Raw genomic sequence first — 25,804 nt, 5'->3', positions numbered from 1 at the left:
ATACTCAAAAGGTATGGGAGACACTGAAGGCGACAAAGTCGCGGTCGGCGTTCGTCTGCTTGAAGGTCTTGATACCGTTGATGTTGATCGGCGCCGACGGCCCGTAGTAGCCGGTGTAAGCGAGAGTGATCGTGACTTGCTTGAGGTAGTCTGCGGAGAGGCCGATGTTGTAGTCACCGCCCTTGGCCTGGCTGAAGCCGCCGACCGCCGATGAGCGACCGTCGATGCCGTAGCTCACACCCATTGGCACCGATAGGTCGATGCCGTCGAACACCTGGAAGTACTGCGGGATGAACGCGGCACGAATCGCAGTAGCGTCGCGGGTACCGTTGGGGTCCAGATTCTGCGGGTTCTTATCGACGCTGAGGGTGCGGTTCCACGCCAACTCGGCGAGCAGGCTGGCGCCATCCCACAGGCTGGAGGTCGGCATGACGTAGATCGTGTTGATCTGCGCATGGGCGGTCCTGCCGACGGCGTACAGCCGGTCGTGATCATTGCTGGCGTTACCGGCAAGGTCGGTCAGTGTGAGACTGACCAACGGCGCGTTGTCACGAATCGACGCCTCGAAGGCAACGTTGGCGTCACCGATGCCACGCGTGGCGCTAAAGCCATAGGCCTTGATGTCTTCGGGGAACACCAGCATGTACTCGCCGATCTGGTCGGCGCGGGCACCCGCGTTGATCCCGGGACGCACTTGCACCTGGAAGTTCTTGTCGTGGTAGTTGATGGCGTACAGGCCGAAGTCGGTGTCCAGTGCCTCGGAGCGGTAACGCAACTGCACACCCCACTGACCGGAGTCCCGCGCCTCGATGTCTTTGCCGCGATAGAACGACGCTGCTGGCGCACCATCGGCAAGGCGCCCCACGACGATCCTTTCACCGCCTTCGTCGAGCAGGTCGGCCGGGCTGAAATAACTGCCCGCCCCAGGAATACGGGTACGTTCCCACTCGAACTGGTAGTAACCACCGACCGAAACGGTCGGGGTGATCTGCAGTTGGGTGGAGAACTGTTTGACCGGTAGCCCAAGCTCTTTGAACTGCGAGTTGGGTACGGTCAGCGCACGTACCGCATCGATCGGTTGCTGGCCAGCGGCAATACCGTTGCCGCCGTAGAACAGGCTTTCACCGTATAGCAACGAATGCTGGCCCAGGCGCGCCACCCCCCACATTTCATCGCCCAGATCGTAGTTGGCGTAGACAAACGCATCGCGGAACTCCGCGTCACGCCCGTGCAGGTCGCGCGTATCCTTGGTGAACTGGTCGTGACGTACGCTGAAGGCGTTGATCGTGCCCGGTGAGTCGTTGTCGTTGCCCTTGTTGTACACATCGTCATACCAGGCCGCGCCGCTGACACGCGCACCGACCTTCTGGTAAGAGACGTCAAACTCCGAGAACAGGTCCAGGCGGTTGGAAATAATGCCTTTGTCGAAGTTACGGTCGCCATCATCCAGATTCGAGTCCGCGACCAGCTTGTCGTGCTGGTCCTTGACGCGCCAGGCGTTGGAGTACTTAACGTTGGTATCGAAGCGGACCTTCAGGTCGGGGTTGCCGGTATCGAAATCAGCTGCGTACGCGCTTGATAACACTGAACAGCCGAGCAAGGCTGCCGTTAGCCGAGTAAGTCGTAGACGCTGCCCAACCACCCGCGGGGAGCCGGGCACTCGATTCTGATGTTTAGACATTAAAAGACCTCTGCGACAGTAAGCCGTATTTTTGTTTTTATAAGTGACCGCCGAATAAGCGGTAGTCGGGTCTTGCCGGGAGGAATGACGTCCTCCCGGTCCAGCTATTCAGTCGTTGATCGACACCGGCTCCAGGCCAAACAGCATCGGAGGCAATTGCTGCCCCAACAGATAAGCCCCGAGCATGCCCGCAGTGTCATCAGCGTTCTGGGTAATATGGTTGGAGGCAGCGATCACATCGCGCAAGATGCGTTGCAGCGGGTTGTTCAGGTAAATGCCACGGGCCGAGGTGGCCTTGAACAGCAGCATCACCGCCTCTTCGCAATCACGACCGACACGGGCGATGTCGAGCATGTAGTGCACTCGGTCAAAGGCCGGCACCAGCTCGCGCCGCTCGACGTATTCGGTGCTCTCGGCGAGCATCTGCATCAGACGCGCACGGGCCGAGCGCACGCGGACCACCGCGTTGCCCAGACGATCCTTGACATACGGGCTCAGTGCCGCGCCCCCACCATCGGTGGTGTTGGTGCGCACGCTCATCTGGCGGATGTATTCATCGATCCCGCCCTGGGCCATGCCCACAATCAGCGCCGATACAGCGCCAAAAAAGATCTGATTGAACGGATACAGGTAGTGCGTCGGACGATCACTGTAGTTGTACTGAATCAGACTGTGGGCGCGGTGATAAGGCACGAAGGCGTGCTTGATCACCAGGCTCTTGCTGCCAGTACCGGCCAGGCCGAACACATGCCAGTCATCTTCGATCACCCACGCAGAGCTGGGCACCAGCATCGACATGCGATCAATCACAGTGCCGTTGGCATCACGTCGCAAACCACCGAGGAACGCCCATTTACCGTGATCGCAACCGCTGGAGGTTTTCCAGGTGCCGCTGATATTGAAACCGCCCTCGACCTCTTCGACCTTGCCGAACGGTGGGTAGGACGAAGCGGTGATTACTGTGTTGTCTTCACCCCAGGCATCCAGGCACGCCTGCTCTGGCAAGGAGCCGTATTCCCACTGGTGGATGCCCAGGATCATCATGTTCCAGGCACTGCTGCCGCAGCCACGACCCAACTCCATCAGCACTTTGTAGAACACCGCGGGATTCATCTCCCAGCCGCCATATTCCTTGGGCTGGAGGATCTTGAAGAAACCGGCTTCAACGAACGCCTCGATGGTCTGGCTGGACACCATGCGGTTCTTTTCCACCGACTCGGCTTTGTCCATCAGCATCGGGATCAACCCTCGCGCGCGTTCCAACAATTGCGCTTCGGTCGGAATCGCCTGGGCATCCACAGGCTCGGTTGGCTTGACGAAGTTGTTCATAGGTCTGTGATCTCTTATTTATTTTTGTGTTTGCACGTCGCACGTCGTCAGGGTTTCACTTGAGCGCAGCGAACTTGCTGTTGAAGTACACCAAGGGGCCATCCTGTTCTTGCAGGCCCCGGACGCCGACCACCTCGCCGATGAACATGTCGTGGGTGCTGGCCGGTATCACTTGTTCCAGCCGGCACTCGAAGCTGACCAATGCGTCTTCGAGCAGCGGCACGCCGGTCACCCCCGACTCCCAGCAACCTTGCGCGAAGCGCTCCTCACCACTGACCCCCTCGACCATTCCGGCAAAGCGTTTGGCAATGAACTCCTGGTCATGGGCCAGCACATTGATGCTGAAAGCCCCTGCCCGCTGAATCACCTCATGGGCGCGAACATTGCGGTTCACGCAAATCAGCAAGCGTGGTGGGTCGGCGGTGATCGAACACACCGCCGTGGCGGTCAACCCGGCTCTTTCGCTGTCACTGCCGCTGGCGATCACCACACAGGCACCGGCCAGATGGCGCATGCCTTTACAGAAATCAGCGGTAGCGACTGTTGGCGCAGTCACTGCTGGCGTACTGCTCGATTGAATGGCGTTTAACATCTGGAATACCTCGCTGTTTCGCAGGCACAAGTGGCCCTCGATGCGTGTTCACTGCCCGGTCGTGCCGGGCGGCCGCGGGTGATCAGAGAACAATGTTGCGCTTGTGACCCCAGTCGCTCATTTTGTTGAACGCTTTGACTTCCCAGCGCTGATCATCGATCACCACTCCACCCCAACCCATTTCGAAATTGAAACCCGAAGGGGTTTGGGCATAAAAAGAAAACGTTTTGTCATTCGGGTGATGCCCCAGTTCGAGAATGATCGGAATGCCCGCCTTGACGCAGCGGTCGTAGGCCATGCCGACGTCGTCCATGCTTTGCACCTGGACCATGAAATGGTTGAGCACCTTGGGCATTGGCGCCTGAGCGGTGGCGATCGAGTGGTGGCGGCCCGTGGCGGTGTGGAAGAACGTGGCGTCGACCACCATGCCCGGCTGCACTTCCTCGCGGATGTAGTCACTGACCCGCAGCTTCAACACGTCGGTGTAGAACTTCACGGTCTGCGGGCCGTTCTTGGCAAACGGCAGGATGTGACCTATGCCCAGTTCGCCGGTGACGAAACCGCCCTTGAGCACGGTCGAATGGAACACATCGTTCAGGCCTGCTTCGGCATGGCCAAAGAAAAACTCGTGGGTAAAACCGTTCGGGTCCTGGCAGCTGTAGGCTTTTTCGACCCGACGGCGCTGCAACAGCTCCCTGGACAGTTGCTCAACCTGAACGCCTTTGTCACGCAGCTCGGCAACATAGCTTTCCAGCTCCTGCTCGGAGCGCAGTTGCCAGCCCGCCACAAGAATGTCGTCGATCGGATTCTTCTCCAGGAAGAACCGCTGGGCGTACTCATCCATTCGCAAGGTCAGACCCTGCTCATCGCGACTGGCGACTTGCATGCCGATAATGTCTGTGGCCAGCCACTGCCATTTATCGAGGTCGCTTACACCAAATCCTGCATAGGCCAATGAGTGAATTTCTGCCACTTGCCTGTACCTCTTGTTATTTTTGTCTAGCTGCTCCGCGGGGTGTACCCGTTGATGAGCAGTGCTGACAGGACAAGAGCAAGCGCTGTGCCAGTTGTTGAAACTCACTCAACCAAAATAAATATTTCTTTATATTCAAAGTGTTATTGAGACTATTGCGAGTTAGAAACTTGCCGATTGCTCTCCGGGCGAGCCTCCCAAAGGCTACGAAAATTCAGAATGTTATGAATTTCATGTAAGGATTTTCGTGATTTGCCATTGCGCAAAGAAAAACCTTGCGAGAACCCCAGTAAGCGATACCGTAGCATTCACCTCAAGCATCAGCGTCGGCGGCCATTGGCGACCGCCTGGCATCGAGTTTGCCTTCAATAAATAAAAAACATGGGCTCATCAGATGACTACTTCCCCAATCGATGACACCGAGCGCACTCGCCATGCGCGCAGCCGACATGGCATCAACATCATCACCGACCTGCGTTTCCCGGACATGCAGGACTTGGTCGATCGACTTTATTTCAACCCCAAGGAAGGTCTGATCTGGCTGGGTGACAAACGCATGATGCTCATGCATGTCGAAGCCTTTGGGGCACTGCGTCAGGAGCTGTTGGAAAGTAACGGCGTGGAATTCACCCGTGGCCTGTTGACGCGGGTCGGTTACCTGACCGGCCAACGCGATGCTGACCTTGCGATCCAGGCTCGTGGTACTGGTAATGAACTGGATATCTGCGCCGCTGGCGGTCAATTACACGCCCTTTCGGGCATCGTCGAAGTCGAGCCCGTGTGCATCGAGTTCGATCAGGCCAAGGGCTTCAAGTACGGCGAATTCACCTGGAAGCGCTCGGTCGAGAGTGATGTGCATATCGCCGCCAACGGTGTCAGCACCGACCCTATTTGCTGGATGGAAGTAGGCTACAGCTCAGGCTTCATGAGCCGCCTGATGGGCCGTCGCCTACTGGCCCGGGAAATCGAGTGCCAGGGCTGTGGGCATAACCGCTGCCGGGTCATCGTCAAACCCGTTGAGGAATGGGACAACACCGAGGACGACCTCAAGTACTTTCAGCCGCAGATCACCGACCATCGTCGGGCACAACCGATCAAGCCGGTGAAAACCGCCGCCATGCCCGCGCAGTCACCCTTCGGACTGGAAGATAGCCGGCCAGTAGAGACCGCCCTCGACCGTCCGGTGGGCAGTTCCGCCGCCTACCACATCGCCATGCACAAGATCCTGCGGGTGGCGGGCACCAACGCAACGGTACTGTTGCTGGGCGAGAGTGGCGTGGGTAAAACCATGTTCGCCCACGAACTGCACAGCAACAGCCTGCGCGCCAACACCCCGTTCGTTGAAATCAACTGCGCGGCGATCCCCGAGCAGTTGATCGAGTCAGAGCTGTTCGGTGTGCAGCGTGGCGCCTATTCGGGGGCGACCGATCCGCGTCCCGGGCGCTTTGAAATTGCCGACGGCGGCACGATTTTTCTCGATGAAGTCGCCACCTTGAGCATGACCGCCCAAGGCAAACTGCTGCGCGTATTGCAAAGCGGTCACCTGGAGCGTCTGGGCAGTAACAAAACCATCAAGGTCGATGTGCGGGTGATCGCGGCCACCAACGAAGACCTGGCTAGTGCGGTCAAGGCCGGGCGCTTTCGCAGCGACCTGTTCTATCGCCTGAATGTATTCCCGATCACCATCGCCCCGCTGCGCGAGCGCAAGGACGACCTGCCGCTGCTACTCGACACCGTCATGCGCCGGCTGAGCACCTTGCATGGTCGGCAACTGGCCGGCGTGACGCCACGCGCCCTGCAAGTGATTCTGGACTACCACTGGCCGGGCAATATTCGTGAATTCGAGAACGTTATCGAACGTGCGATCATTCTCGCCGATGACGGCGACTTGCTGGATATTCGCCATCTGTCGGGGCTCGATGCCCTGGGTGGGCAGCTCGAGCGCATCGGTACGGTGAGCTGGGATACCGGGCCGGCCATCGGCATTCGCATGCCTGACGCCCATCCGCCGACCGTGGCAGCGGCTCAACAGGTCAATGCCAGTCACGATCAACTGATGGCCGTGGCACAACGCACACTACAGCGTGGCCCGGTGCGCTTGAGCGAGATTGAAGAGGTGTACATCGAGGTGGCCATGCAACTGAGTGAAAACAACATCTCCCGTGCGGCCACCTTGTTGGGACTGAGCCGTGCGCAGCTCGACTATCGGCTGAAAAAAATATCGCTGGACGAGTCCAGGGATTCCTAGTGAATGGCCAGCACCGGGACATCACCCGGTGCTGGCCATTCATTCAACGAGGCGCCCTGCTCGGGGCGTGATCAATCGAAAGCTCAGTTGAAAGCGTTGGCGGAATCAACGCTGCTGCAAAAGCGCGCGATGCTGGCCATGGAGTTTGCATGCTCCTGCGCCGACGGCGAGGCGCAGCAGTCTTCCAGTACCACCACGTCAAAGTCACGGTCGTGAGCATCGCGCACCGTGGCTTGAACCACCGCTTGGGTACTCACGCCGCTGCAGTAAATGCGCTCGATGCCTTCACGCCGCAACAGCACTTCAAGACGAGTGGCGTAGAACGGCGAAACCCGGTGTTTGACGATGTCCCACTCATGGGCCAGGGGTGCCAGCTCATCATGGACCGCGCCACCCCAGGCATCCTTCTTCAGAATGCCGTTTTTGGCGATTGGGCCGAACACCTGGGAGTTGGGGTTGGCTTCGCGATGGTCGTCGGAAAACGCTACCCGCACATAAGCCACCGCAATGCCTTTGGCACGCGCCTTGGCAATGGCCGCCGCCGTGCGGGCAATCACTTCGCGACTGCGCACCTGCTCTCCCAGTGGGCCTTTACCACTGGCCCCGTCGGGGTGAACCAGGTCGTTTTGCATGTCCAGAACCAGATAAATACTTTTCATTGTGCTTTTCCCTTGAGTTGAATCAGTCGCACCACAGTGCACCATTGATGTCGAGGATTTCCCCGCTGATAAATCCGGCTTTGTCCGACAGCATGAAGCTGACGGCCGCCGCCACTTCTTCGGCGCGGCCCATGCGCCCCAATGGAATCAGAGCCCGCAGATTGTCTGGAAAGGAGGTGGTCATTTCGGTGGCAATCGGGCCGGGAGCCACGGCGTTGACCCGAACCCCGGCACTCGCCAGCTCCTTGGCCAGGAATAGAGTCATGGTGTGAACCGCTGACTTCGACATGCCATAGGCCACGCCACCGGCACGCGTCTGTTCGTTGGCATCCAGCCACGGACGGGCATTGCCACCGTTTTTGCCGACCACCGAACCGATGTTGACGATACTTCCCTGCTTGCGCTCGGCCATCAACTGGCCGACCAACTGACAAGGAATCAGCGTGCCCTGCACGTTGACCCGCATCACCCGTTCGAACTCAGAAACTTTGAGATCCAGCGCGCTGCCGGTGGACAAGACCCCGGCGACGTTGACCAGCGCAGTGATCGGGCCCAACTGCTCCTCAATGTCCTCGACCACGTCGCGCACGGCATTGCGTGAGGCCACATCGCAGGAATAGAAACGCATGTTCAGGCCCAGCTCACGCGGTTCGACCAGGTCCAGTGCCGCCACCTGATAGCCTTCACTGGCCAGCAGCTTGCACACCGCACTGCCGATGGCACCTCCGGCACCGGTCACCATCGCGACCTTCATTGCGCACCCCGCTGCTGCGCCGCTGCCTCGCCGGCCAGGCGGCCGAACACCAGCCCCTTGAGCACTGAAGTGCCACCGGCGTAGTTGCCGAAGTACAGGCCCACGGTTTCACCAGCGGCGTAGAGATTGCCAATCGGCTGACCGTCGGCGTTGATCACCTGCGCCCGCTCATCGACCTTGAGGCCACCGAAGGTGAAGACGTTGGCGGAGATGATCGGGTAAGCGAAATACGGGCCAGCATCCAACGGCAGAGCCCAGTTGCTCTTCGGCGGCTGCAGGCCGATGGTGGCCACGCCATCGAGCTGCAAGGGCTTGTAGTCACCGGGGCGGCAGGCGGTGTTATAGCGGCTCACCGTGTCTTGCAAGGTGCTTGGGCAGATACCCAGCTTGTAGGCCAGCTCGGCCAGGCTCGCGCCTTCGATCGCGGCTTGGTCGGTACGGATCGCCAAGCGGTAATTGGGCACGTCCTTGACCTTCTGATCGAGAATGACCCAGGCAATACCTTCATCCTGCTGGTAAATCTGCCGTGTCACTCGTTCGTACCAAGCATCGACCGTACCCGGTGCTTCGTCGGTGAAGCGCAGCCCCTGTTTGTTGACCAGGACGCCGTAAGGGAAGACGAAAATCGACGGCTCGGAAATGCCCGACCGTGGGTCCACCGGTTCGGCGTGGTAGCTGCCGTACTCGCCGCTGGGCGCGGCCCCCACATCCAGCGCCATCTGAATGCCTTCGCCACGGTTGTAATAGGCGCCCTTGCACACCGGACGCAGGTACACCGAACGCGGCCCCAGGTAACGGCTAAGCATTTCGGTGTTGCCTTCAAAACCACCGCTGGCCAACACCACGGCACCGTGAAAGTCCAGATCGCCATGCTCGCGTGACAGCGCACGAATGCCGGAGACCGTGGCAAAACCTTCGGTCAACAACTGGCGCCCGGAGGTTTCATAGAAAAATTCCGCTCCCAGGGCCTCGGCCTTGGCCGCCAGGGCTTCGACGATGGCCTCGCCGCCCCCCACCGGCAACAGACGCGGCTGGGTGCTGGTCAAGAACTGGGTTGGCAGGAAGTCAAACTTCACGCCGTTGCCCTTCAACCAATCGATGGTGCCCGGAACTTGCTCGGCAAAGGTACCGATCACACTGGCATCGACCGAGCCCAGCGCACGGGTCTGAGCCGACCAGTGAGCGCGATCAGCGACAGTTTCGGCGACAAAATCAGGGTCCTGGTAATACCCGGAGTGCTCGGCCAGAAAGGTGTCGAAATCGTCGGTCACCTCGCAATGGCTCTTCATCCGCAGATAGGCCTCGGTAAAGCGGCTCTGCCCGCCACGCTCTTCACGGCTGGCCCGTTCCAGAACCGCTACGCGTAGGCCACGTTCGGCGCCCGCCACCGCTGCAGACAAACCGGCAACACCGCAGCCCACAACAATCAGATCGAAGTTCAACTCAGCCATAGGTAGTTCCTCACTTGGTGGCTGGTACTATAGAAACCGCTGCCCGTGGGTTCGAGCGTGACGCGGCTAATGGGCTATTAGGAAAAGGTGAAAACCGATGGACAGACTCTGGGCAATGCAGGTGTTCGTGCGCGTGGTGGAATGCGGCAGTTTCAGCCGCGCCGCCGAGTCGCTGGACATCGCCAATGCCACCGTGACCTCCAGCGTGCGCAACCTGGAGAACTACCTGGGGGTGACATTGTTGTCGCGCAATACCCGCTCGTTGCGCCTGACCGATGACGGCGAAGGTTACTTTGAGCAGTGCAACAAGGTGCTGCAGCAGATCGCCGATATGGAGGCCCAGGTTCGTCAGAAGAAAGGTGAAATCAGCGGGCAGTTGTGCATCGAGTCGCCGGCGGCGTTCGCCCGCGCCTTGTTGTGTCCGGCGCTGCCGGCCTTTACCGCGCAGCACCCCGGATTGTCCGTAGCCTTGCGCCAGACCGACCACGCTGAAGACCTGATCGCCACGGGCACCGACGTGGCCATTCGCATTGACTCGGTCAATGACGCCGACCTGGTGGCCCGCCCCCTGTATCAGGCGCACTACGTGGCCTGCGCCGCGCCCGGCTTACTCAAGCGGATCGGCACTCCCGAACAGCCGCAGGACTTGCAGCCGCAACACTGCCTGGGCATTTTCGGCGCAGGCCGCTACACCGTGTCGGACTGGACGTTTGCCTGCGAGGACGAGCATCACCAACTGACGCCGCGTGGCGGCCTGCACTTCAACAGCACCGACGCGCTGATTCAGGCCGCCCTGGCCGAGCAAGGCGTGATCTACGTGCTGGATGTGTTCGTCAACGGGCTGATCCGCAGCGGCGAACTGGTGGAACTGTTCCCTGGCTGGAGCACCGGCAGCCGCAACTTCTACACCGTGACCCCCAAGGCACGCTTTGTTGCGCCACGCACCCGGGCCTTTATCGAGTTCATTCTGGCCACGCTGGACGCTCAGCGCCGCCCGGCTTCGGGTGCCAGCATCGCGGTACGGCAAGGGCGCCGCGGGCGGGTCTGAGGCGCGCTCGGCGGCCAATAAAAATACCAGCCGACCAAGATGGCTGGCATTTTTTGTTCAGCGAGCGAGCCTTGCGTTGCCTAGCACTTTACTGGCGCAAGCCTTCAAGCAACGCAGGCAGCAGGGTTTCCCAAGGGGCGACGACGCCCAGGCTGGCGACCTTGAAAATATCCGCCTCGGGGTCCTGATTGATGGCCACGATGCAGCTGTCCAGGCTGACCCCGGCCAAATGCTGCAAGGTGCCGGAGATACCCACTGCCAGATAGATCTGCGGGCTGACGAACTTGCCCGACACGCCCACCTGACGCAGCACCGGCACCATGCCCGCATCCACCGCCGGCAAACTGCCGCCCAAGGTTCCGCCCAAGCTCAACGCCAACTCCTCTAGCAAGGCAAAGCCTTGTTCATTCACCCCGCGCCCACCGGACACCACCAGCTTGGCGCCCTCTAGAGGCGGCAGGCGCTGGCCGCTTTCGCGCCTGTCCAGGGTCAGCGCCTTGGGCAAGCTGCCATGTAATTCGATGTGGTAGACATCGGCCGTGGCCTCGGCCTTGAGTTGCAGGCGACCGGCTCGCAGACAGGCAAACGCCGGCCCGCTGGTGACCCGCAGGGAAAGGCGCATGCGCCCGCCCCAGGCCGCACGCTCGGCCAGCACCGCATCACCCTCAAGCCGCAGTGCTACACAACGGCCCAGCGCCTGCCCCCCTAGGTAATCGGCCAACAGCGCCGCCAGCTCCTCACCTTGCGGGCCGGGTGGCAGCAACACCAGCGGCACCTCACCGCCCAGCCGGGGAATCGCCCGCAGCGCTTCGCCAACAGCGGCCACCAGAACCTGCGGCTCGTCACATTCGCCCAAGGCCGCATGCACGCACTGATACACCTGCCGGGCCCCGGCCCGAGCCGCCAGCTCAGCGTCCTGGGCACTCGGCTGGCTGCTGACCAACACCGCCGCAAAAGCCTCCCCGGCACTGACCTGCTGCGCCGCGCCCAGTGCCGCCTCCAGTGCCTGGGCACCCCAGGCTTGAGGGATTACCGTTAGAATCCTGCTCATGGATTGACCCCTTGCTCTTTTAACCAACCGACCAACGCTTTGGCCTGCTGGCCAATGTCGCCGCTCAGTAGCTGACACTGCCCGACTCGCGGTATCACCGGCGCGGTTTCTAGCTGCAACAACGTCAGCCCCGCACGCGCGGTGGCCGACGCAGCAACATGGGTGAAGGTCATGCGCTTGGCCTGCATGACGTTTTTCATGATGGGATGACGTAGCTTATTGCGCCGGTCATTGGTCACACTGGCCAACAACGGCTGATCGACCTGCAGCCACTCTTCACAAGTGCCGCGCTCGCGCATGAGCCACAGTTCCTCGCCTTGCCACTGGCCAATCTGCGCCATGGCCAGCTGCGGCCTGCCGAGCCGACGCGCCAACAATACAGCGATACTGCCTTCGTCCAGATCGCCCAATTCACGTCCCAGCAGAACCAGTTCGTGCGTGTGGTAATTACGTTTGATCAGCCCGGCGATCTGCGCTGCTGTCTGACGGGCATCCCACAGCTGGCAGGGTTGCAGCTGCAGACACTGCAATGAGTCGGGGCGAAACGCCGCGACACTGCGTAGCAGGTTTTCACTGTTGGCGCCGTCCATTAGCAATACGTCGATCTGTGTTTCAGGGCGCGCATCGCGCAGTTTGAGCGCCACTTCCAACGCGGCCTCGTCGAATGGGCTGAGTAGACGTCGGGGCGACCCTTGCTCCTGGATCAATGCCTCGCTGCTCAAACTGATGGGATGCAACGGGAAGCGGATATCCGCCACTCCCGCCAGCAGGACCAGAATTTTCATATTCCACCCTCGCTCGTATTGCCCAGGTGGGCACCGGCCAGACGCCCGAACACGGCCGCCTTGCCTAAGGCTGAACCGGTCATGTAGGCGGCACCGTGAAAGCCACCGATCATCTCGCCTGCCGCCAGCAGCCCCTCTATCGGCTCGGCGAAAACATCGAGTACGCGTAGACGGGTATCGACGATCACGCCGCAGTACGTGCCGAAAACCGCGGCCGTCGAGGGGTAGGCATAGAACGGTGGGCGCTCGATGGTGCGCAGCTGACCGTGTTGATGTACCAGATGCTGGCGCCCGAACTCAGGTGCCTGCCCCTTACGCACGGCATCGTTGTACGCGGCGACTTCAGCGAGCAATACGTCCTCGGGCACTTCGATCAGGCGCGCCAATTGCTCCAGCGTCTGCGCCTCGACGAACAGCCCCTCCTCCAGACGCCGGGTGAAGTCCAGGATACGCACCTGGTTGTCACCGCTGAGCATGATGTCCTGGTCCAGGATCTGGTAACCGACACCAAAGCTCTGTTGCATCACCGCGTCGCCGAGCAGCTTGTAGGACTGCGACTCGTCGACAAAACGCCGACCGTCCTGATTGACTGCGATGGCGCCTTTGTAAACCGCCAGGCAAGCATGGTGGTTGTGCTCGTCCATCGGGTGTTTACCGAACGTGCCCTTGATGTACGGCAGGTCGCGAACATCCGCGCCCAAGGCCCAGGCCATGCGCAAACCGTCGCCTTCATTGCCTTCGCCACCGATAAACACCGCATTGTCGTATTGCGGAACAAAGCGGTGAATCAACGCCCGGTCCTGGACAAACCCGCCGCTGGCCAACAGCACTGCTTTACGGGCCATGACTTCGACCGGTTCGCCATTGCGCTCGACACTCGCCCCCACGACCCGACCACCTTCCTCGCGCAACAGGCGCCGGGCACGGCTGTGCAGCCAGACCTCGACCTGACCTGTTGCCAGCGCAGCCTGTTGCAGTTGGCGCACCATGTCGGCCGGGTCCACATTGTGCACCCGTGGCACCGACTGCCCTGAGGCGGCCTCGATGACATCGGCAAACACCACGCCGTTATCCTTGAGCCACTGGTAGGTCTCCAACTGGTGGTCGGTGTACAGCTTGACCAAGGCCTCGTCGCATTCGCCCTTACCCACATCGACCAAGTCGTCAAACAGCAGCTGCGAGGAGTCTTCGATACCATGCGCTCGCTGCAGGTCAGTGCCGGCGAACGCCAGGCAACCTCCGCTCATGGCCGACGAGCCACCGGTTTGCGCGGTTTTTTCCAGCACCACCACCTGCAAACCCGCCTGGGCAGCACTCAGGGCCGCGCAAAAACCCGCCAACCCGCCACCGATCACCAGCAAGTCACACTCGTAACGATTCATGCCTGATCTCCGGCCTGCAAAAACGAGGCTAAGCCATAAAACTCGAAGATCTCCCGAACCCGCTCAGGCGCCGGTTGAGCCGAGAAATAGCCACGATTGCAAGTGCGCGTACCATTGGCGCGACGCAAGTCGACCATGGCTTCCGCCTGTTTGACCCAGGCGCCAAGCGAATCGAGTACCGGCACACCGTCCACCTCGTTAATGCCATGACTGGCCAGAAGCACGTTAAGCGGGGCTTCGCCGGGAATGATCACCTCGGCGCCTTGCGCGATCAGGCCGCGGGCAGCGCTGCGAAAGCGCTCGATCAGTGCACCGGGATCGGTGAAGCCTGCCAGCACATCGGCAAAGCGGAAACCAACATGACGTACTCCCGTTAATCGTCCGGCCAGGCCATGGCGCGCGGCATTTTCAGTGACCTGCTCAGCCAGCTCGTCAATAAACACCAGGACCCCGAAAGTGCGACCGAGCATGCACGCAGTCAGCATCGCGGATTCGCCATACCCCACCACCGGAATATCCAGCAGGCTGCGGGTTTCCTTGAGCACCGGCTCTGGCAACGTGCTGATGGCATAGGCGTCGAACCCCTGACTCTGGGCATTGATGCCCGCCGCCAGGAACTGCAGGCCATGCAGGTACTGCAGTGCCGAATACTTGATATCATCGCCCGGATAATGACTGCGGTAAGTGCCCGGACGCATGCCGTGCATATGGATCTCGGTGCCCGGCCGGGCAACCTTGCGAAAATGTGCACGCAAGGCCTCGTCGTAAGCACCCAGGTCGCTCAGAACAGTGAAACTTTGGTGCCAGATACGAATGCTCATAGGTGTCCTCATTCAAGAGCCAGGCAACGCTGGCGAATATGCGATGAGGAATTATCAGCAGAGCGTCCGAGCCCTTGGTAGGCGCTGACGGTGAACGGGCTTTTCAGCAAAACTGCAAGATCGGCCATTAACCACATTCAATTACCGCGACAATGCCTAAGTGGGCGCTTCGAGCGGGCCAACGGCGGGACATTGTTCCTGGACGAAGTCGGTGAGCTCAGCATGGGTGCCCAGACCCGCATGCTGCGTGCGCTGCAATCTGGCGAAATCGAGATGCAATCGGTGGCCAGCTCGAATCCAAACGAGTGGTCAAGTGGAGTGCCATTTCGCACGGCATTCCAACGTGAAGCGGATTGTGAGGTGATTTGTGAACACCGGCAGCCTCACACCGCCGCCATTGCGCAGTTGGCGCGAGCAACCGGCATGCGCCTTCGCGAGGCCATTTTGGCCGACCTTCCACGCCTAAAACGTGAGGCCGAACAATTCGGCAAGATCAACATCCAGGATGGCGCCAAAGGTGGCCGCTCAGGTTCATCGGCGCCTCGTTGGATCTGGGCGGATGATCATATTCGAGAAGCGCTCAGGTATGCCGAACTGGTCTCGCCCGACAGTAGCCGCAACCTTGTTGCACCGGACGAAAGCCACCTTGATTTCCAACGGGGAATCGTCCGCCCCGCCCGAGAGCTCCTCCATACGCACAATCTGAAAGGCTTTCACGAATTACGGGACGCCTATGCGTGCGAACGCTATGAGCAAATTACCCATCATCCTGCGCCCATCAACGGTGGCAGTTGCTACCGAATCGACCAGCACCTCAATCAGCAGGCCCGAGACCAAACCAGCTATGAACTGGGGCACGGTCGAATCGGCGTGGTATCGGCCTACATCGGTGGTCGGAAATGAGACAGCCATTCGATATGAAAAAGAGTTCTTCGGTCGAACCGTATTTACCTATGATACCCCGCAAGATCGATACCAATGTCAATCCGCTTCTGGGGGATCGGCGCGGTGGCCGGTCGCTCCCCCGAAATCCTGTTGTGGAGCCTGCCGAGCGTGTTGTTGGGCTTGCTTATACTGGTACCACTGACTCGTCCGCTGGCCAGTCTCGCCCTGAACAGCGCAGTGGCTCGTGGGCTGGGCGTTCGACTCGCGTGGGTTAGAGGACTGACGCTGGCCTTGACCGTGGTACTGACGGCATTGGCCGTGGCGGTGGTAGGCCCCGTCGGCCTGATCGCCCTCGCCGCCCCGGAAATGGCCCGATTTCTGGCCGGTTCCCGTGGTGTGCCAATATTGAACGCAGCGTTGAACGGCGCACTGTTGATGATCATCGCCGACTGGGCCGGGCGCAGTATACTTGCTCCGCTGGAAATCCCGGTCGGAGTTGTCACCGCACTGGTCGGCGGGCCTTACCTTTTGTGGACTCTGATTCGCCAACCGACTAGGAGATCCCCATGATTCTGGAGCTGCTGCATACGGCTGGGCGGCGAATACTGCTGTAAATCCTTTGTTAAAACCAACTGGGCTCCGCAGGGGGTGATGGCTTTTCTTTATTGCACAACTCGCCGCGCTGCGATTTTTACCTGACATGCCCTTCCAAGCGATTTGCGGTAGCCTGAAACACGGTCAGACCAATCCTACCCGCTTGGTTATTTCCGGAGTACTGAACATGAAGCGGCGGCGAAGTGCCATTGTGTAGTACTGGTCAACCCGTCCAGTATTCAACGGGCGCTCAGGACCAACGACCTCTCACGACTAGCCCCAGCAATTCTCGATGTCCGCTGATTCCCACCTTTCGATAAAGCCGCTTGATGTAGGTAGCGGCGCTTGAGCGCTGGATGCCCATCAGGGGCGCGATGTCTTCCGCTCCCAGGCCACTGAGCAAATGCCTGAGCAGCTCACGGTCCCGACGAGTCAGTTCAGGATAGAGCTGCTCGACGCGTTGACTCAGCAAGGCCGGCATCTGATTGGCTTCGATATAGGCGCGATAGTGCAATCGCGTGACTTGAATCAGTAACGGCGCAACCGACTCGATAAATTCGATTTCGCGCTGATTGAAGTTGCCGTGCTCACGCCCTCGATAGAAGTTGATCGACAGCCAGCCCCCGCCCTCCTCCTGATGATCAAGCAAGGCCATGCGCTGGGAGATTTGCGGTTGTTCGTAGCAGACCCGCCGATAGTCACGATGGGTGATGTCTTCGACTGACTGAAGCTGAGCCAGGATTCGCGCGCCACCGTGTTTCACCCGATGACCGAGCATCGCCTGGCGGTTGCCGTCCAGGCTGTGAAAGCGCTCGACGTAATCCCGGGAAATGCGCGATATCTGTACCAGCCTTGCCTGATCGGAACACGACAACACCTGCGGCTCCAGGCCTTGCGGATAAGCGAAAATCGTACATTGAGCCAGCGGCATCTCCCCCCTCACCAGGGTCAGTAACTCTGCCGCCAGCCAGGTTCGGCAGTCCTCGCCAACCCGAGCCAATAGATGGGCAATTTGCCCCGTCGTCAATGGGCTCTGGTGGTAAACGGTGGTGAGCGGCCAGTGGTTCATTCAGGGATCAGCCCGCGTGATGAAGGTTGGCGTTCGTGGGGCAGTGTGCGCACCAGCATGGCAGCCACCAGTAATAGCAGCGCCGCGTACAGACAACCGGCCGTATAGGTATGGGTCAGGTCTTTGAGCCAGCCGACCACCAAGGGGTTAAGAGCCGATCCCAGATTACCCACTGCGTTGATCACCGCGATGCCCACTGCCCTGGCTTGAAAACTCAATGAGCGATCTGGCAGGGTCCAGAAAATCGACATGGCCGTGTAGGAACCCGTCGCTGCCATGCAGACCCCGGCCAGTTGCACGATCGGCTCGCTCGACAGGGCCGTGCAAAACCAGCCCGCTGCAGCCAGCAGCATCGGCAGCGCCAGGTGCCAACGCCGCTCTTGGGTCAGGTCCGAGTGTCGGCCCCAGAGGATCATGCCAATAATGGTGCATATTTGCGGAATTGCCGACAACAATCCGATCAGCGTATTGCTCTGGCCAGCGCTGAAGCTCTTGACGATCAACGGTGTCCAGACCGCGATCATCGCCAAGGTGTTGACCAGGCAAAAGTACACCAGACAGAACAGAATCACCGCGGGCGACAGCAACTCACGCCCCCAGTGAGCGTGGGGGGAAGGTGCCTGACGGTCCCGCTCCATCAACTCGGCCAACTGCAGCTTTTCATCGTCGCTCAGCCAGCGTGCCTTGCGCGGCTGATCGTCCAGATAACCGTACACCGCCAGACCGAGTAGGACGCTGGGCATTCCTTCGAGCAGAAACAGCCATTGCCAGCCTGCCAGGCCCCAGTGGCCATCCAGCCCCAAAATGGCGCCGGACAAGACCGAGCCAAAGCCTGCGGTAAACGGCATGGCGATCATGAACAGCGCATTGGCCCGCGCCCGGTACGCCGCCGGAAACCAGAACGTCATATACAACAGCACGCCGGGCAGAAACCCTGCCTCGGTGATACCTACCAACGCACGCAACCAATACAGGCTGGCCGCGTCATGCGCAAACAGGGTGGCGGTCGAGGCCACACCCCAGGCAATCATCAGGCTGCCGATCCAGCGACGGGCGCCGAGTTTCGCCAGGACCATGTTGCTGGGGATGCCGCATGCGATGTAGGCCAGGTAGAAAATCGTCGTTGCCATGCCGAACTGGGTACTGCTCAAGCCCAGGTCGTCCATCATCGTCAGACCGGCAAAGCCGATATTGATACGGTCCAGAAACGAAAAGACGAAGCAGATGAAGAGAAACCACAGCAGGCGTTTGGAGACTTTGGCAATGACCGGCGGATGAGCGCCGGCCTCCTCGCCAGGGGCCACAGCAGGACGGGATGGCATAGTGTGATCCTGTTTTTGTAATTATTGGCTGACGCAAGGTTTTACAGGTCCTGCATGGCGCACTCGATCAGTGCGTCGAAACGCTCGGCATCGTTCAGTACCTCGGCCGCCAGCAGCGCCAGTTTAACCAGGAACAACTCACTGTCGTTACCCGTACGATCAATCGCCTCCGCGAGCCGATCATAGACGCGCTCGAGGTCTGCCACGTTCATTGACTGACTCATGGGTGGTTACTCCCGTTGTGGCCAAGGGCCTGGTTTAATCCATGGCGTAAACGCTCACCATCCAGATGCAGCCAGCGCGCGCAGACATGCTGGTCCGGGCGCGCCAGATAGGCGGCGCCTGCGTGCTGCACGCCATAACGCGTGCTGAACAGATTGTCGGTATCGGACAGGGTCAGGTCGGCGTGTTGCACCTGAGCAACCCCATTCATGGCGATCGCGATCACTTGTATCGGCAGTCCCTGGCGGCGCAGGGCCTGGACCTGGGCGACAACTTCAGTATCGAGTACCGCCGCATCAGTGAAGCAAATCAAGTGATAGGCGGGCGCCAGTTCGTCGAACAAATAGCGCTGCTCGGCCAGACGTACATTGAGCAACGGCGCACCATTGCGTGGCCCGCCGGTGAACAGCAGGTTATCGTCGTCCACCGCGTTAAGTTGCGAATCGGCGTAGTCGTGAGCCCTTGAGGTCCGCCAGTGATACAACGGGCGCACGAACTCCCGAGTCAATGACAGCGACAGCACCGCATCACGTAATAGTCGATAGCCGCGACTGGGAGGCGCCATGAATCGCGTGCTCTTGCCTGCCTCCTCAATGATTTCCCGAGCAGCCTTGACTCGTTCGTCACTGTAAGAAGCCAGCAGTCCGGCACCGGCCAGGCCTTTGATGTGCAGGGCCAGTTTCCAGCCCAAGTCGTGGCAATCCTGGAACCCGGTATTGGCACCGCGCACGCCGAAAATCGGTAACAGATGCGCCGCGTCTCCGGCAAAAATCACACGGTTATTGATGTACTGCGCCAGGGTCAGCGCCCGGGCTGAATACACCGAACTCCAATCCAGCTCCCATACCGGGTTCTCGACGCCGAGCATCGCCAGTTGCGCATCAATACGCTCACGCAAGGAGTCGGGGTGCAGCGCCTGCTCGGGCGTTTCGTCCACGGGCAACTGATAATCGATGCGCCAGATATCGCCGGGCTCGCGGTGCATCAACACGGTGTTGCCGGGGTTCCAGGAGGGATCGAAAAACGCCAGGCGTTCAGTCGGCAGGTCGAGCTTGATGCGGATGTCGGCAATCACGAACCGCCCTTCATAGGACGCTCCTTCAAGCTTGAGCCCCAGCAACGAGCGCAGTCCGGAGCGGGCGCCATCGGCGGCCACCACCCAGTCGGCCTCCAGGGCATAGGTATCGCCCGGGGTATCGACTTGCAACACGGCACGATCGACGCCTTGCTCGATATCGATGACTTTATTGCCCCAACGCACTTCGATCAACGGCTGTGCCTGGGCGGCATCCACCAGATGTTGCTCGAGGTACTGCTGTTGCAAGTTGGTCATCGGCGCAAAACGATCGTGCTCGTCGACCGGTGCTTCCATACGAAAAACCCGCTGGCCGCGGTAGTAGGAATTGCCGAAACGCCAGGGCAGCCCCTGCTCGGTCACCGCCTCTGACACCCCCACTTGCTGGAAAATCTCCATGGAACGGCGGGTAAAAACAATCGCGCGGCTGCCTTCACAGACTTGCTGCTCAGCCGCCAGAATGGTACTTCGGACACCGTAGCGCGCCAGTTCGAGCGCCAGCGTCAGGCCAATGGGGCCGGCGCCCACAATCACCACGGGCGAGCGATTGAGGATGCCTGGAGACGGCACGAAAGCAGGATAAACCTGATAGGGGAAATACAGGGATTGATGGGGTACGACTTGAGGCTGATGCATGGTCCGGCAGCTCCCGGTTTATTGTTATCGGGGACAGGTTTTGTCTTGAGCCACTCTAAACCCAGGCGCTCAGGGGAGTGTCCCCTGAAGAGGACATCTTTCTGGAGCGTGCAATGTTCAACTACTGAAAAAACCGCCAACCGGAGGTGCGCTCGGTGCTGCGAGTGCTATAGCAACCGGCTCCCGCCAGGAGACAGCAAAACGTCGCCTTTCCCAAAGGGAGCGCGACGTTCACATCCGTTCAACGCTGCAGATCTGGTACTCAACATCGAGGACAATAAAGATCTGAACTACAGCGCCACCACCCGCGAGCCCATTCAAATCCAACCGATGGGGGCCACTCGCGCTGGGCAGTGATTCGTGGATAGTCGGTTACCTGATTGGCCTGACCGGCAATCAGGGAGCTGCGTATATCTTCATGACAGCGGGAATGTTGGCGGCCGCCGTCATCATGGGGTTGGTCGTGGTACGACGCGAAACCTGACCATCGAGACCCCGGCGGTTCACACCCCATGCCACGCACGAGGTGGCAAGCCGGGCAGTCAGAACAGTGCCAGGGTGTAACTGACAATCAGGCGGTTCTGGTCTTGAGCGGGAGCAATCTGCGAGCGCAGTGAGGCATTACGCCAACCCAAGCCGACACCCTTGAACAGACCCTCCTGGATGACGTAGTCCAGCGCCAGATCGCGCTCCCACTCCGTCTGTTCAACGCCGTAAGTGGTCTTGATGCTGTCGCCCTCGAGATAGATCATTGAGGCACGCAGGCCTGGAACGCCCAACGCGGCGAAGTCGTAGGCGTACTGACCGAACCAGGTGCGCTCGCCAGCACGGTTGAAACTGGTGAGCAGGCGGTCGGTGTACAGGTAGAGACTCCCGCCAGCGGCACCTTTGTCTGGCAAGGAGCCCTGATTGAGCTGAACGAAGTTGCTGCCATCGGAAACGCTTTGGTAGCCGCCCGTCAGCGCATGGCCGCCGAGGGTATAGGTGAACATCGCACTCCAGGTACGGTTGTCGATTTCGCCGGAATTATTCTGGGTATAGCCGCTGGCGCGGTAACCCTCGGCGAGGCCACGGGCAGAGCCGTTAGCGCCACTTGAGCCGGTGTCGAAGTAGCGCAGGTCGGTCTTGATCGACTGGCCTTCGCTCAGGGCGAATGTATGTTGCAAACCTAAGAACTGCTGGGTGTAGTAGTCCTCAAGGTTGGCCGCATAGTACTGAACGAGCAGGTCCTTGGTGACTTTGTAATCGGCTCCGGCAAACACAAACTCATTACTCTCGCGAGTCCCGCCTGTGACCGCCAGACCGGTACGGTCAGTGGAAGCCCGTCCTGTGGCATGTTCCAGGCGGCCAGCGGTCAGCGTCAGGTTGTCGGTGGCATTGCTGGTGAGTTGTGCCCCCTCGAATGTCTGCGGTAGCAGGCGACTGTCACTGGACACCAGGATCGGCAGTTTTGGGGTCAATGTACCCAGGCGGACCTCGGTCTTGCCCAAGCGGGCCTTGCCGGTCACGCCCAGACGGCTCCACTGGTCGGCGGCACCCGTGCCGTCATCGGGGATCATGCTACTGCCGCGATGATCACCAGCGCCACCGTCCAGTTTCACACCCTGCAGAGCCATGGCATCTACACCGAAACCCAGGATCCCGGCAGTGAAGCCTGAGGTGTAATTGAGCATGAACCCTTGGGCCCATTCCGCGGTTTTGCTCTGTCCGGCAGGGCCGGGTTGGTCGCGAAAGTCACTGTTGAAGTACAGGTTGCGCAAGGCCAGATTGGCGTGACTGTCTTTGATGAAGTCGGCATGCGCGGCCTGGCCGATGGAGCTGGCCAAGGCGCCCAGCGCCAGGCATTTCAAAGTTGAAGGTCTTTTCATGGCAAAGGTTCCCCATGGGCGCTTGCACGCCCTTTTTTATTATTTGTTCAAGGGTGTTGTTGCAGTGCGGGCGGGCTCAGGCCCGCTCACACCTTTAAACGCTGGCTGAATAGCCGGATTGAGCGACGATTAGAAAAACGCCTGGATACCGGTCTGTGCACGACCCAGGATCAACGCATGCACGTCGTGCCATGGACAGTGCTCCGAATTCGTAAGTTTGGTGTTTGGTCAGTCGAGGCGTTCGATGACGCAGGCAATGCCCTGGCCTAGGCCAATGCACAAGCTGACCAAGGCGTAGCGCCCGTTGCTGCGCTCCAGTTGGCGCACTGCGCTGTAGGCCAGGCGAGCACCGGAGGCACCGAGCGGGTGACCGACGGCAATGGCCCCACCATTGGGGTTCAGGCGCGGATCATCGAAGGCCAGGCCGAGCTGTTTGGCACAACCCAGCACTTGCGCGGCAAACGCCTCGTTGATTTCGATCAGGTCCATGTCGGCCAGGCTCAGGCCGGCGCGTTGCAGGGCCTTGGTGCAGGCAGGCACCGGGCCAAGACCCATCAGGCGCGGCTCGACACCGGCCACAGCACCCGCCAGAATCCGCGCACGCGGCTTGAGGCCGTATTGTTCACCGATGGCGCGTGAGCCGATCAGCAGTGCGGCTGCGCCATCGTTGATCCCTGAGGCGTTGCCAGCCGTGACCACGCCGTCTTCAAACAGCGGGCGCAAGCGCGACAGTGCTTCGAAGTTGCTTTCCGGACGCGGATGCTCGTCGCACTCGACTATCTTCGGTGGCTGCTTACGTCCCTGCGGCACCTCGATCGGCAAGATTTCACCGGCATGGAACCCGTCCTGCACCGCTGCTTCGAACAGTGCCTGGCTGCGGGCAGCATAAGTGTCGGCGTCTTCGCGGCTGATACCCAGCTCACGGGCGACGTTGTCGGCCGTCTCCGGCATCGAGTCGGCGCCGAATTCAGACTCAACCCTAGGGTTGGGGAAGCGTGCGCCGATGCTGCTGTCGAAGACCCGGAAGTCGCGGGAATAGGCGCTTTCCGCCTTGGCGACCACAAAGGGTGCACGACTCATGCTCTCGGCACCGCCGGCAATAAACAGCTCGCCTTCGCCGGCCCGCACGGCGCGGGCAGCATCCAGCACAGCGGCCAGGCCGGAGCCGCACAGGCGGTTGACGGTCAAACCGCCAACGGCCGTTGGCAGGCCTGCCAGCAGGGCGACGTGACGCGCCAGGTTGCGCGCATCCTCGCCGGCCTGGCTGGTGCAACCGGCGATCAGGTCTTCATAGTCCTGCGCGGCAAACGGGTTACGCGCCACCAAGGCACGGACCACGCTGGCCAGCAGGTCATCCGGGCGCACGCTGGCCAAGGCACCGCCGTGGCGACCGAAGGGGGAACGCAGACCATCGTAGATATAGGCATCAGACATGATAAAGCTCTCGATAAGTAAGGGTTGAATCGACTCAGGCCGGCATCGGGTTTTCTGGCTGGCACAGGGACATTCCCAGGCGTGCCCGTCTGCGCAGCCAGCTGCTAGGGCGGTAACGTGGGTCACCGGTCAGTGCATGCATACGTTCCAAAATGTGCAGCAGGCGCGCAGCGCCCAACTGGTCGCCCCATGCCAGCGGCCCCTGCGGATAACCCAGGCCCAGGCGCACCGCCATATCGATGTCGGCGACCGAGGCGATGCCCTGCTGAGCGATATCGCAGGCCAGGTTGACGATCGAGGCCAGGGTGCGCTGGACGATGAAACCGCAACTGTCACGGATCATCGCCACCGTGCCGCCATCGGCGCTGAACAGCGCATGGGCAGCATTCTGCATGTCCATTCGGGTCGCCGGGCTGACCATCAGGCACCGCAGGCTATCGAGTTCCAGCAAGGTATCGATCGCCACGGTGCGCGCGGGGTCTGTGCCGTGACGCAGGGCCGATTCGGCGGTGTCGTCACCCAGCGAGGCCAGCACGCACAAGGCTTCGACGGACGGGCGCGGGCCGCGCTCGATCTCGGCGCCCAGTTGCTCAAGCAAGGCCAACAGGCGCGTGCGACCAATGTCATCATCGCCCGCCACCCACACAGGCGGCAGCTGTGGACACTGCGGCACAGGCTGAACCCAGCGCGGCGCGGCGCCCGTTTCTTCGTACCGATAAAACCCCTGGCCGCTCTTGCGCCCCAGGTGCCCGCCCGCTTTCATCAGTTGCAGCAGTGGATGGGGCCGGTAACGGGGCTCTTCATAGAACTGTCGATACACCGACTCCATCACCGGCAGGCTGACATCCAGGCCGATCAGGTCCAGCAACTCGAACGGCCCCATGCGAAAGCCGGCACCGTCGCGCAGTACCGCGTCAATCAACGCCACCGGTGCTACGCCCTCACTGAGCATGCGCAACGCCTCGGTGCCGAAGGCTCGACCTGCGTGGTTAACGATGAACCCCGGTGAGTCTTTGGAAATGGCCGGGTAATGACCGATGCGTTTGACCAGCGCCTGGAGTTGCTCGATGACTTCAGGTCGAGTTGCGATACCGCCGATCACTTCGACCAGGCGCATCAGCGGTACCGGGTTGAAAAAATGTAGCCCGGCGACACGCTCAGGGTGCTTGCAGACGGAAGCGATCGCGGTGATCGACAGAGATGAGGTATTGCTCGCCAGCACGGTCGTTGCATCGAGCAACTCATCCAGTTGCCGGAACAGACCCTGCTTGACCTCGAAGTTCTCGACGATCGCCTCGACCACCAATTGGCAGTCAACCAGGGCTTCCAGGCTATTGACCACCTGCAAATGCTCCAGCGCCTCGCTGGCTGCTTGCGGGATGATCCGGCCCTTCTCTTGCAACTTGGCGAAGGTCGCCGCCAGTTGCTCTCGCGCCGAACTCGCAGCACCTTCGCGAGCATCGAACAGTAAGACGTTCAACCCGGCCTGGGCCATGATCTGGGCGATGCCCTGCCCCATGGCGCCAGTCCCGACTACACCGATGCGTTGCAATGATGGTGGACTCATTGACCGATGTACTCCGGTTTGCGACACGCAGAAATGGCTTGCCAATGGCGCTCGGCGTGCCGTGCATACACGTCCATCACCGTGGCGTCGACCAACTCGCCGAGGTCCGCGCCAGCGGCAAATACCGTGTCGCTGCCGGTGAGAATGATGACGCGGGTATCGACACACTCATCGAGTCGGCGAAAATGTCCAGCCAGTTCCTCGCGCAACGCCATGTTCAGAGCATTGCGCGCCTTGGGACGATTGAGTCGCAGCAGCGCCACGCCCGGCGCGGGCTGCTCCAGCAAAACCATGGGTTCAGGACAAACGGGGTTAAAGCTCATGAGCTCTCCTGCTTCGCTTTATTGCTCTTGGCTGG

The 25,804-nt window shown here is 60.5% G+C and carries 21 protein-coding genes and 4 pseudogenes; 6 read left to right on the top strand and 19 right to left on the bottom strand.

The features are described 5' to 3' along the window. Window positions 1-4: 4 nt before the first annotated feature. The 4 genes from AC3IX4_RS11885 to AC3IX4_RS11870 all read right to left on the bottom strand — a co-directional run bounded on the left by AC3IX4_RS11885 (window position 5) and on the right by AC3IX4_RS11870 (window position 4,575). Complete coding sequence (locus tag AC3IX4_RS11885; RefSeq protein ID WP_489260709.1) at window positions 5-1,681, bottom strand: DUF1302 domain-containing protein; 1,677 nt, start codon at window positions 1,679-1,681, stop codon at window positions 5-7. A 108-nt stretch (window positions 1,682-1,789) separates the two neighbouring features. Next, the gene (locus AC3IX4_RS11880) at window positions 1,790-3,010 is read right to left on the bottom strand and encodes an acyl-CoA dehydrogenase family protein (protein WP_489260708.1); all 1,221 of its coding nucleotides are present in this window, start codon (window positions 3,008-3,010) and stop codon (window positions 1,790-1,792) included. 55 nt (window positions 3,011-3,065) lie between these two features. Then, window positions 3,066-3,602 carry a flavin reductase family protein gene (locus AC3IX4_RS11875; protein ID WP_489260707.1) on the bottom strand — a complete coding sequence of 179 codons (537 nt, stop codon included), beginning with the start codon at window positions 3,600-3,602 and terminating at the stop codon, window positions 3,066-3,068. 82 nt (window positions 3,603-3,684) lie between these two features. Continuing rightward, window positions 3,685-4,575 (bottom strand): VOC family protein, encoded by an 891-nt coding sequence (locus AC3IX4_RS11870; protein WP_489260706.1) that lies wholly within the window; start codon window positions 4,573-4,575, stop codon window positions 3,685-3,687. 394 nt (window positions 4,576-4,969) lie between these two features. Here AC3IX4_RS11870 and AC3IX4_RS11865 point away from each other — a divergent pair, with 394 nt between their 5' ends. Next, window positions 4,970-6,823: a sigma 54-interacting transcriptional regulator gene (locus tag AC3IX4_RS11865; RefSeq protein WP_489260705.1), complete on the top strand. Its 1,854-nt coding sequence runs from the start codon at window positions 4,970-4,972 to the stop codon at window positions 6,821-6,823. 83 nt (window positions 6,824-6,906) lie between these two features. On the opposite strand, the gene AC3IX4_RS11860 is transcribed toward AC3IX4_RS11865, so the two are convergent. The 3 genes from AC3IX4_RS11860 to AC3IX4_RS11850 are packed head-to-tail and all read right to left on the bottom strand — an operon-like array spanning window position 6,907 to window position 9,687. Further along, window positions 6,907-7,482: a cysteine hydrolase family protein gene (locus tag AC3IX4_RS11860; protein ID WP_489260704.1), complete on the bottom strand. Its 576-nt coding sequence runs from the start codon at window positions 7,480-7,482 to the stop codon at window positions 6,907-6,909. 22 nt (window positions 7,483-7,504) lie between these two features. Beyond that, on the bottom strand, window positions 7,505-8,236 hold the full coding sequence (locus AC3IX4_RS11855; RefSeq protein WP_489260703.1) for an SDR family NAD(P)-dependent oxidoreductase: 732 nt from the start codon (window positions 8,234-8,236) through the stop codon (window positions 7,505-7,507). Further along, the gene (locus AC3IX4_RS11850; RefSeq protein WP_489260702.1) at window positions 8,233-9,687 is read right to left on the bottom strand and encodes an FAD-dependent oxidoreductase; all 1,455 of its coding nucleotides are present in this window, start codon (window positions 9,685-9,687) and stop codon (window positions 8,233-8,235) included. Before AC3IX4_RS11850 ends, AC3IX4_RS11855 begins: the two co-directional genes overlap by 4 nt. Window positions 9,688-9,784: 97 nt before the next feature. On the opposite strand from AC3IX4_RS11850, the gene AC3IX4_RS11845 reads away from it, so the two are divergent. Continuing rightward, window positions 9,785-10,735, top strand: coding sequence for a LysR family transcriptional regulator (locus AC3IX4_RS11845; RefSeq protein WP_489260701.1), 951 nt, complete (start codon window positions 9,785-9,787; stop codon window positions 10,733-10,735). A gap of 88 nt (window positions 10,736-10,823) precedes the next feature. Here the strand turns inward: AC3IX4_RS11845 and AC3IX4_RS11840 are convergent, their stop codons facing one another. The 4 genes from AC3IX4_RS11840 to AC3IX4_RS11825 are packed head-to-tail and all read right to left on the bottom strand — an operon-like array spanning window position 10,824 to window position 14,774. Continuing rightward, complete coding sequence (locus tag AC3IX4_RS11840; RefSeq protein ID WP_489260700.1) at window positions 10,824-11,786, bottom strand: electron transfer flavoprotein subunit alpha/FixB family protein; 963 nt, start codon at window positions 11,784-11,786, stop codon at window positions 10,824-10,826. Beyond that, a complete protein-coding gene (locus tag AC3IX4_RS11835) occupies window positions 11,783-12,571 on the bottom strand; it encodes an electron transfer flavoprotein subunit beta/FixA family protein (protein WP_489260699.1) in 789 nt (262 codons plus the stop codon). Before AC3IX4_RS11835 ends, AC3IX4_RS11840 begins: the two co-directional genes overlap by 4 nt. Beyond that, window positions 12,568-13,953, bottom strand: coding sequence for an FAD-dependent oxidoreductase (locus tag AC3IX4_RS11830; protein WP_489260698.1), 1,386 nt, complete (start codon window positions 13,951-13,953; stop codon window positions 12,568-12,570). The genes AC3IX4_RS11835 and AC3IX4_RS11830 overlap by 4 nt, the downstream gene beginning before the upstream one ends. Further along, window positions 13,950-14,774 (bottom strand): aspartate/glutamate racemase family protein, encoded by an 825-nt coding sequence (locus AC3IX4_RS11825; RefSeq protein ID WP_489260697.1) that lies wholly within the window; start codon window positions 14,772-14,774, stop codon window positions 13,950-13,952. The genes AC3IX4_RS11830 and AC3IX4_RS11825 overlap by 4 nt, the downstream gene beginning before the upstream one ends. A gap of 159 nt (window positions 14,775-14,933) precedes the next feature. Between AC3IX4_RS11825 and AC3IX4_RS11820 the strand changes: the two are divergent. From AC3IX4_RS11820 to AC3IX4_RS11810, 3 genes and pseudogenes are all read left to right on the top strand, one after another. Beyond that, window positions 14,934-15,047: pseudogene (locus tag AC3IX4_RS11820) on the top strand (sigma 54-interacting transcriptional regulator); the annotation flags it as partial. Between the two features lie 84 nt (window positions 15,048-15,131). Further along, a pseudogene (locus AC3IX4_RS11815) lies at window positions 15,132-15,677 on the top strand (integrase domain-containing protein); the annotation flags it as partial. Window positions 15,678-15,752: 75 nt separating this feature from the next. Beyond that, complete coding sequence (locus AC3IX4_RS11810; protein WP_489260696.1) at window positions 15,753-16,229, top strand: iron chelate uptake ABC transporter family permease subunit; 477 nt, start codon at window positions 15,753-15,755, stop codon at window positions 16,227-16,229. Between the two features lie 274 nt (window positions 16,230-16,503). On the opposite strand, the gene AC3IX4_RS11805 is transcribed toward AC3IX4_RS11810, so the two are convergent. The 4 genes from AC3IX4_RS11805 to AC3IX4_RS11790 are packed head-to-tail and all read right to left on the bottom strand — an operon-like array spanning window position 16,504 to window position 20,577. Then, entirely contained in the window at window positions 16,504-17,322 is an 819-nt protein-coding gene (locus AC3IX4_RS11805; protein ID WP_489260695.1) for a helix-turn-helix transcriptional regulator, read from the bottom strand. After that, the gene (locus AC3IX4_RS11800) at window positions 17,319-18,644 is read right to left on the bottom strand and encodes an MFS transporter (RefSeq protein ID WP_489260694.1); all 1,326 of its coding nucleotides are present in this window, start codon (window positions 18,642-18,644) and stop codon (window positions 17,319-17,321) included. The genes AC3IX4_RS11805 and AC3IX4_RS11800 overlap by 4 nt, the downstream gene beginning before the upstream one ends. Before the next feature lie 41 nt (window positions 18,645-18,685). Then, the gene (locus AC3IX4_RS11795; RefSeq protein ID WP_489260693.1) at window positions 18,686-18,868 is read right to left on the bottom strand and encodes a DUF2783 domain-containing protein; all 183 of its coding nucleotides are present in this window, start codon (window positions 18,866-18,868) and stop codon (window positions 18,686-18,688) included. Continuing rightward, window positions 18,865-20,577, bottom strand: coding sequence for an FAD-dependent monooxygenase (locus AC3IX4_RS11790; RefSeq protein ID WP_489260692.1), 1,713 nt, complete (start codon window positions 20,575-20,577; stop codon window positions 18,865-18,867). Before AC3IX4_RS11790 ends, AC3IX4_RS11795 begins: the two co-directional genes overlap by 4 nt. Before the next feature lie 325 nt (window positions 20,578-20,902). On the opposite strand from AC3IX4_RS11790, the pseudogene AC3IX4_RS11785 reads away from it, so the two are divergent. After that, window positions 20,903-21,061: pseudogene (locus AC3IX4_RS11785) on the top strand (MFS transporter); the annotation flags it as partial. A gap of 58 nt (window positions 21,062-21,119) precedes the next feature. On the opposite strand, the gene AC3IX4_RS11780 reads toward AC3IX4_RS11785, so the two are convergent. From AC3IX4_RS11780 to AC3IX4_RS11765, 4 genes and pseudogenes are all read right to left on the bottom strand, one after another. After that, window positions 21,120-22,445, bottom strand: coding sequence for an OprD family porin (locus tag AC3IX4_RS11780; protein WP_489260691.1), 1,326 nt, complete (start codon window positions 22,443-22,445; stop codon window positions 21,120-21,122). A 228-nt stretch (window positions 22,446-22,673) separates the two neighbouring features. Further along, window positions 22,674-23,879, bottom strand: coding sequence for a 3-oxoadipyl-CoA thiolase (locus AC3IX4_RS11775; protein WP_489260690.1), 1,206 nt, complete (start codon window positions 23,877-23,879; stop codon window positions 22,674-22,676). A 34-nt stretch (window positions 23,880-23,913) separates the two neighbouring features. Continuing rightward, window positions 23,914-25,446, bottom strand: a complete 1,533-nt coding sequence (locus AC3IX4_RS11770; protein WP_489260689.1) for a 3-hydroxyacyl-CoA dehydrogenase — start codon at window positions 25,444-25,446, stop codon at window positions 23,914-23,916. Window positions 25,447-25,460: 14 nt separating this feature from the next. Next, window positions 25,461-25,769, bottom strand: a pseudogene (locus tag AC3IX4_RS11765) (enoyl-CoA hydratase-related protein); the annotation flags it as partial. Window positions 25,770-25,804: the final 35 nt, after the last annotated feature.

This window comes from Pseudomonas sp. KH_021, assembly GCF_057838865.1.
Note: the sequence above shows the minus strand (reverse complement) of the source record. Positions and strands in the feature narration are given on the sequence as shown.

Bases quoted from the DNA above. Each gene is read 5' to 3' on its own strand.
- AC3IX4_RS11885 (WP_489260709.1), bottom strand. From the start codon at position 1,681: ATGTCTAAACATCAGAATCGAGTGCCCGGCTCCCCGCGGGTGGTTGGG.
- AC3IX4_RS11880 (WP_489260708.1), bottom strand. From the start codon at position 3,010: ATGAACAACTTCGTCAAGCCAACCGAGCCTGTGGATGCCCAGGCGATT.
- AC3IX4_RS11875 (WP_489260707.1), bottom strand. From the start codon at position 3,602: ATGTTAAACGCCATTCAATCGAGCAGTACGCCAGCAGTGACTGCGCCA.
- AC3IX4_RS11865 (WP_489260705.1), top strand. From the start codon at position 4,970: ATGACTACTTCCCCAATCGATGACACCGAGCGCACTCGCCATGCGCGC.
- AC3IX4_RS11860 (WP_489260704.1), bottom strand. From the start codon at position 7,482: ATGAAAAGTATTTATCTGGTTCTGGACATGCAAAACGACCTGGTTCAC.
- AC3IX4_RS11855 (WP_489260703.1), bottom strand. From the start codon at position 8,236: ATGAAGGTCGCGATGGTGACCGGTGCCGGAGGTGCCATCGGCAGTGCG.
- AC3IX4_RS11850 (WP_489260702.1), bottom strand. From the start codon at position 9,687: ATGGCTGAGTTGAACTTCGATCTGATTGTTGTGGGCTGCGGTGTTGCC.
- AC3IX4_RS11845 (WP_489260701.1), top strand. From the start codon at position 9,785: ATGGACAGACTCTGGGCAATGCAGGTGTTCGTGCGCGTGGTGGAATGC.
- AC3IX4_RS11840 (WP_489260700.1), bottom strand. From the start codon at position 11,786: ATGAGCAGGATTCTAACGGTAATCCCTCAAGCCTGGGGTGCCCAGGCA.
- AC3IX4_RS11835 (WP_489260699.1), bottom strand. From the start codon at position 12,571: ATGAAAATTCTGGTCCTGCTGGCGGGAGTGGCGGATATCCGCTTCCCG.
- AC3IX4_RS11830 (WP_489260698.1), bottom strand. From the start codon at position 13,953: ATGAATCGTTACGAGTGTGACTTGCTGGTGATCGGTGGCGGGTTGGCG.
- AC3IX4_RS11825 (WP_489260697.1), bottom strand. From the start codon at position 14,774: ATGAGCATTCGTATCTGGCACCAAAGTTTCACTGTTCTGAGCGACCTG.
- AC3IX4_RS11810 (WP_489260696.1), top strand. From the start codon at position 15,753: ATGTCAATCCGCTTCTGGGGGATCGGCGCGGTGGCCGGTCGCTCCCCC.
- AC3IX4_RS11805 (WP_489260695.1), bottom strand. From the start codon at position 17,322: ATGAACCACTGGCCGCTCACCACCGTTTACCACCAGAGCCCATTGACG.
- AC3IX4_RS11800 (WP_489260694.1), bottom strand. From the start codon at position 18,644: ATGCCATCCCGTCCTGCTGTGGCCCCTGGCGAGGAGGCCGGCGCTCAT.
- AC3IX4_RS11795 (WP_489260693.1), bottom strand. From the start codon at position 18,868: ATGAGTCAGTCAATGAACGTGGCAGACCTCGAGCGCGTCTATGATCGG.
- AC3IX4_RS11790 (WP_489260692.1), bottom strand. From the start codon at position 20,577: ATGCATCAGCCTCAAGTCGTACCCCATCAATCCCTGTATTTCCCCTAT.
- AC3IX4_RS11780 (WP_489260691.1), bottom strand. From the start codon at position 22,445: ATGAAAAGACCTTCAACTTTGAAATGCCTGGCGCTGGGCGCCTTGGCC.
- AC3IX4_RS11775 (WP_489260690.1), bottom strand. From the start codon at position 23,879: ATGTCTGATGCCTATATCTACGATGGTCTGCGTTCCCCCTTCGGTCGC.
- AC3IX4_RS11770 (WP_489260689.1), bottom strand. From the start codon at position 25,446: ATGAGTCCACCATCATTGCAACGCATCGGTGTAGTCGGGACTGGCGCC.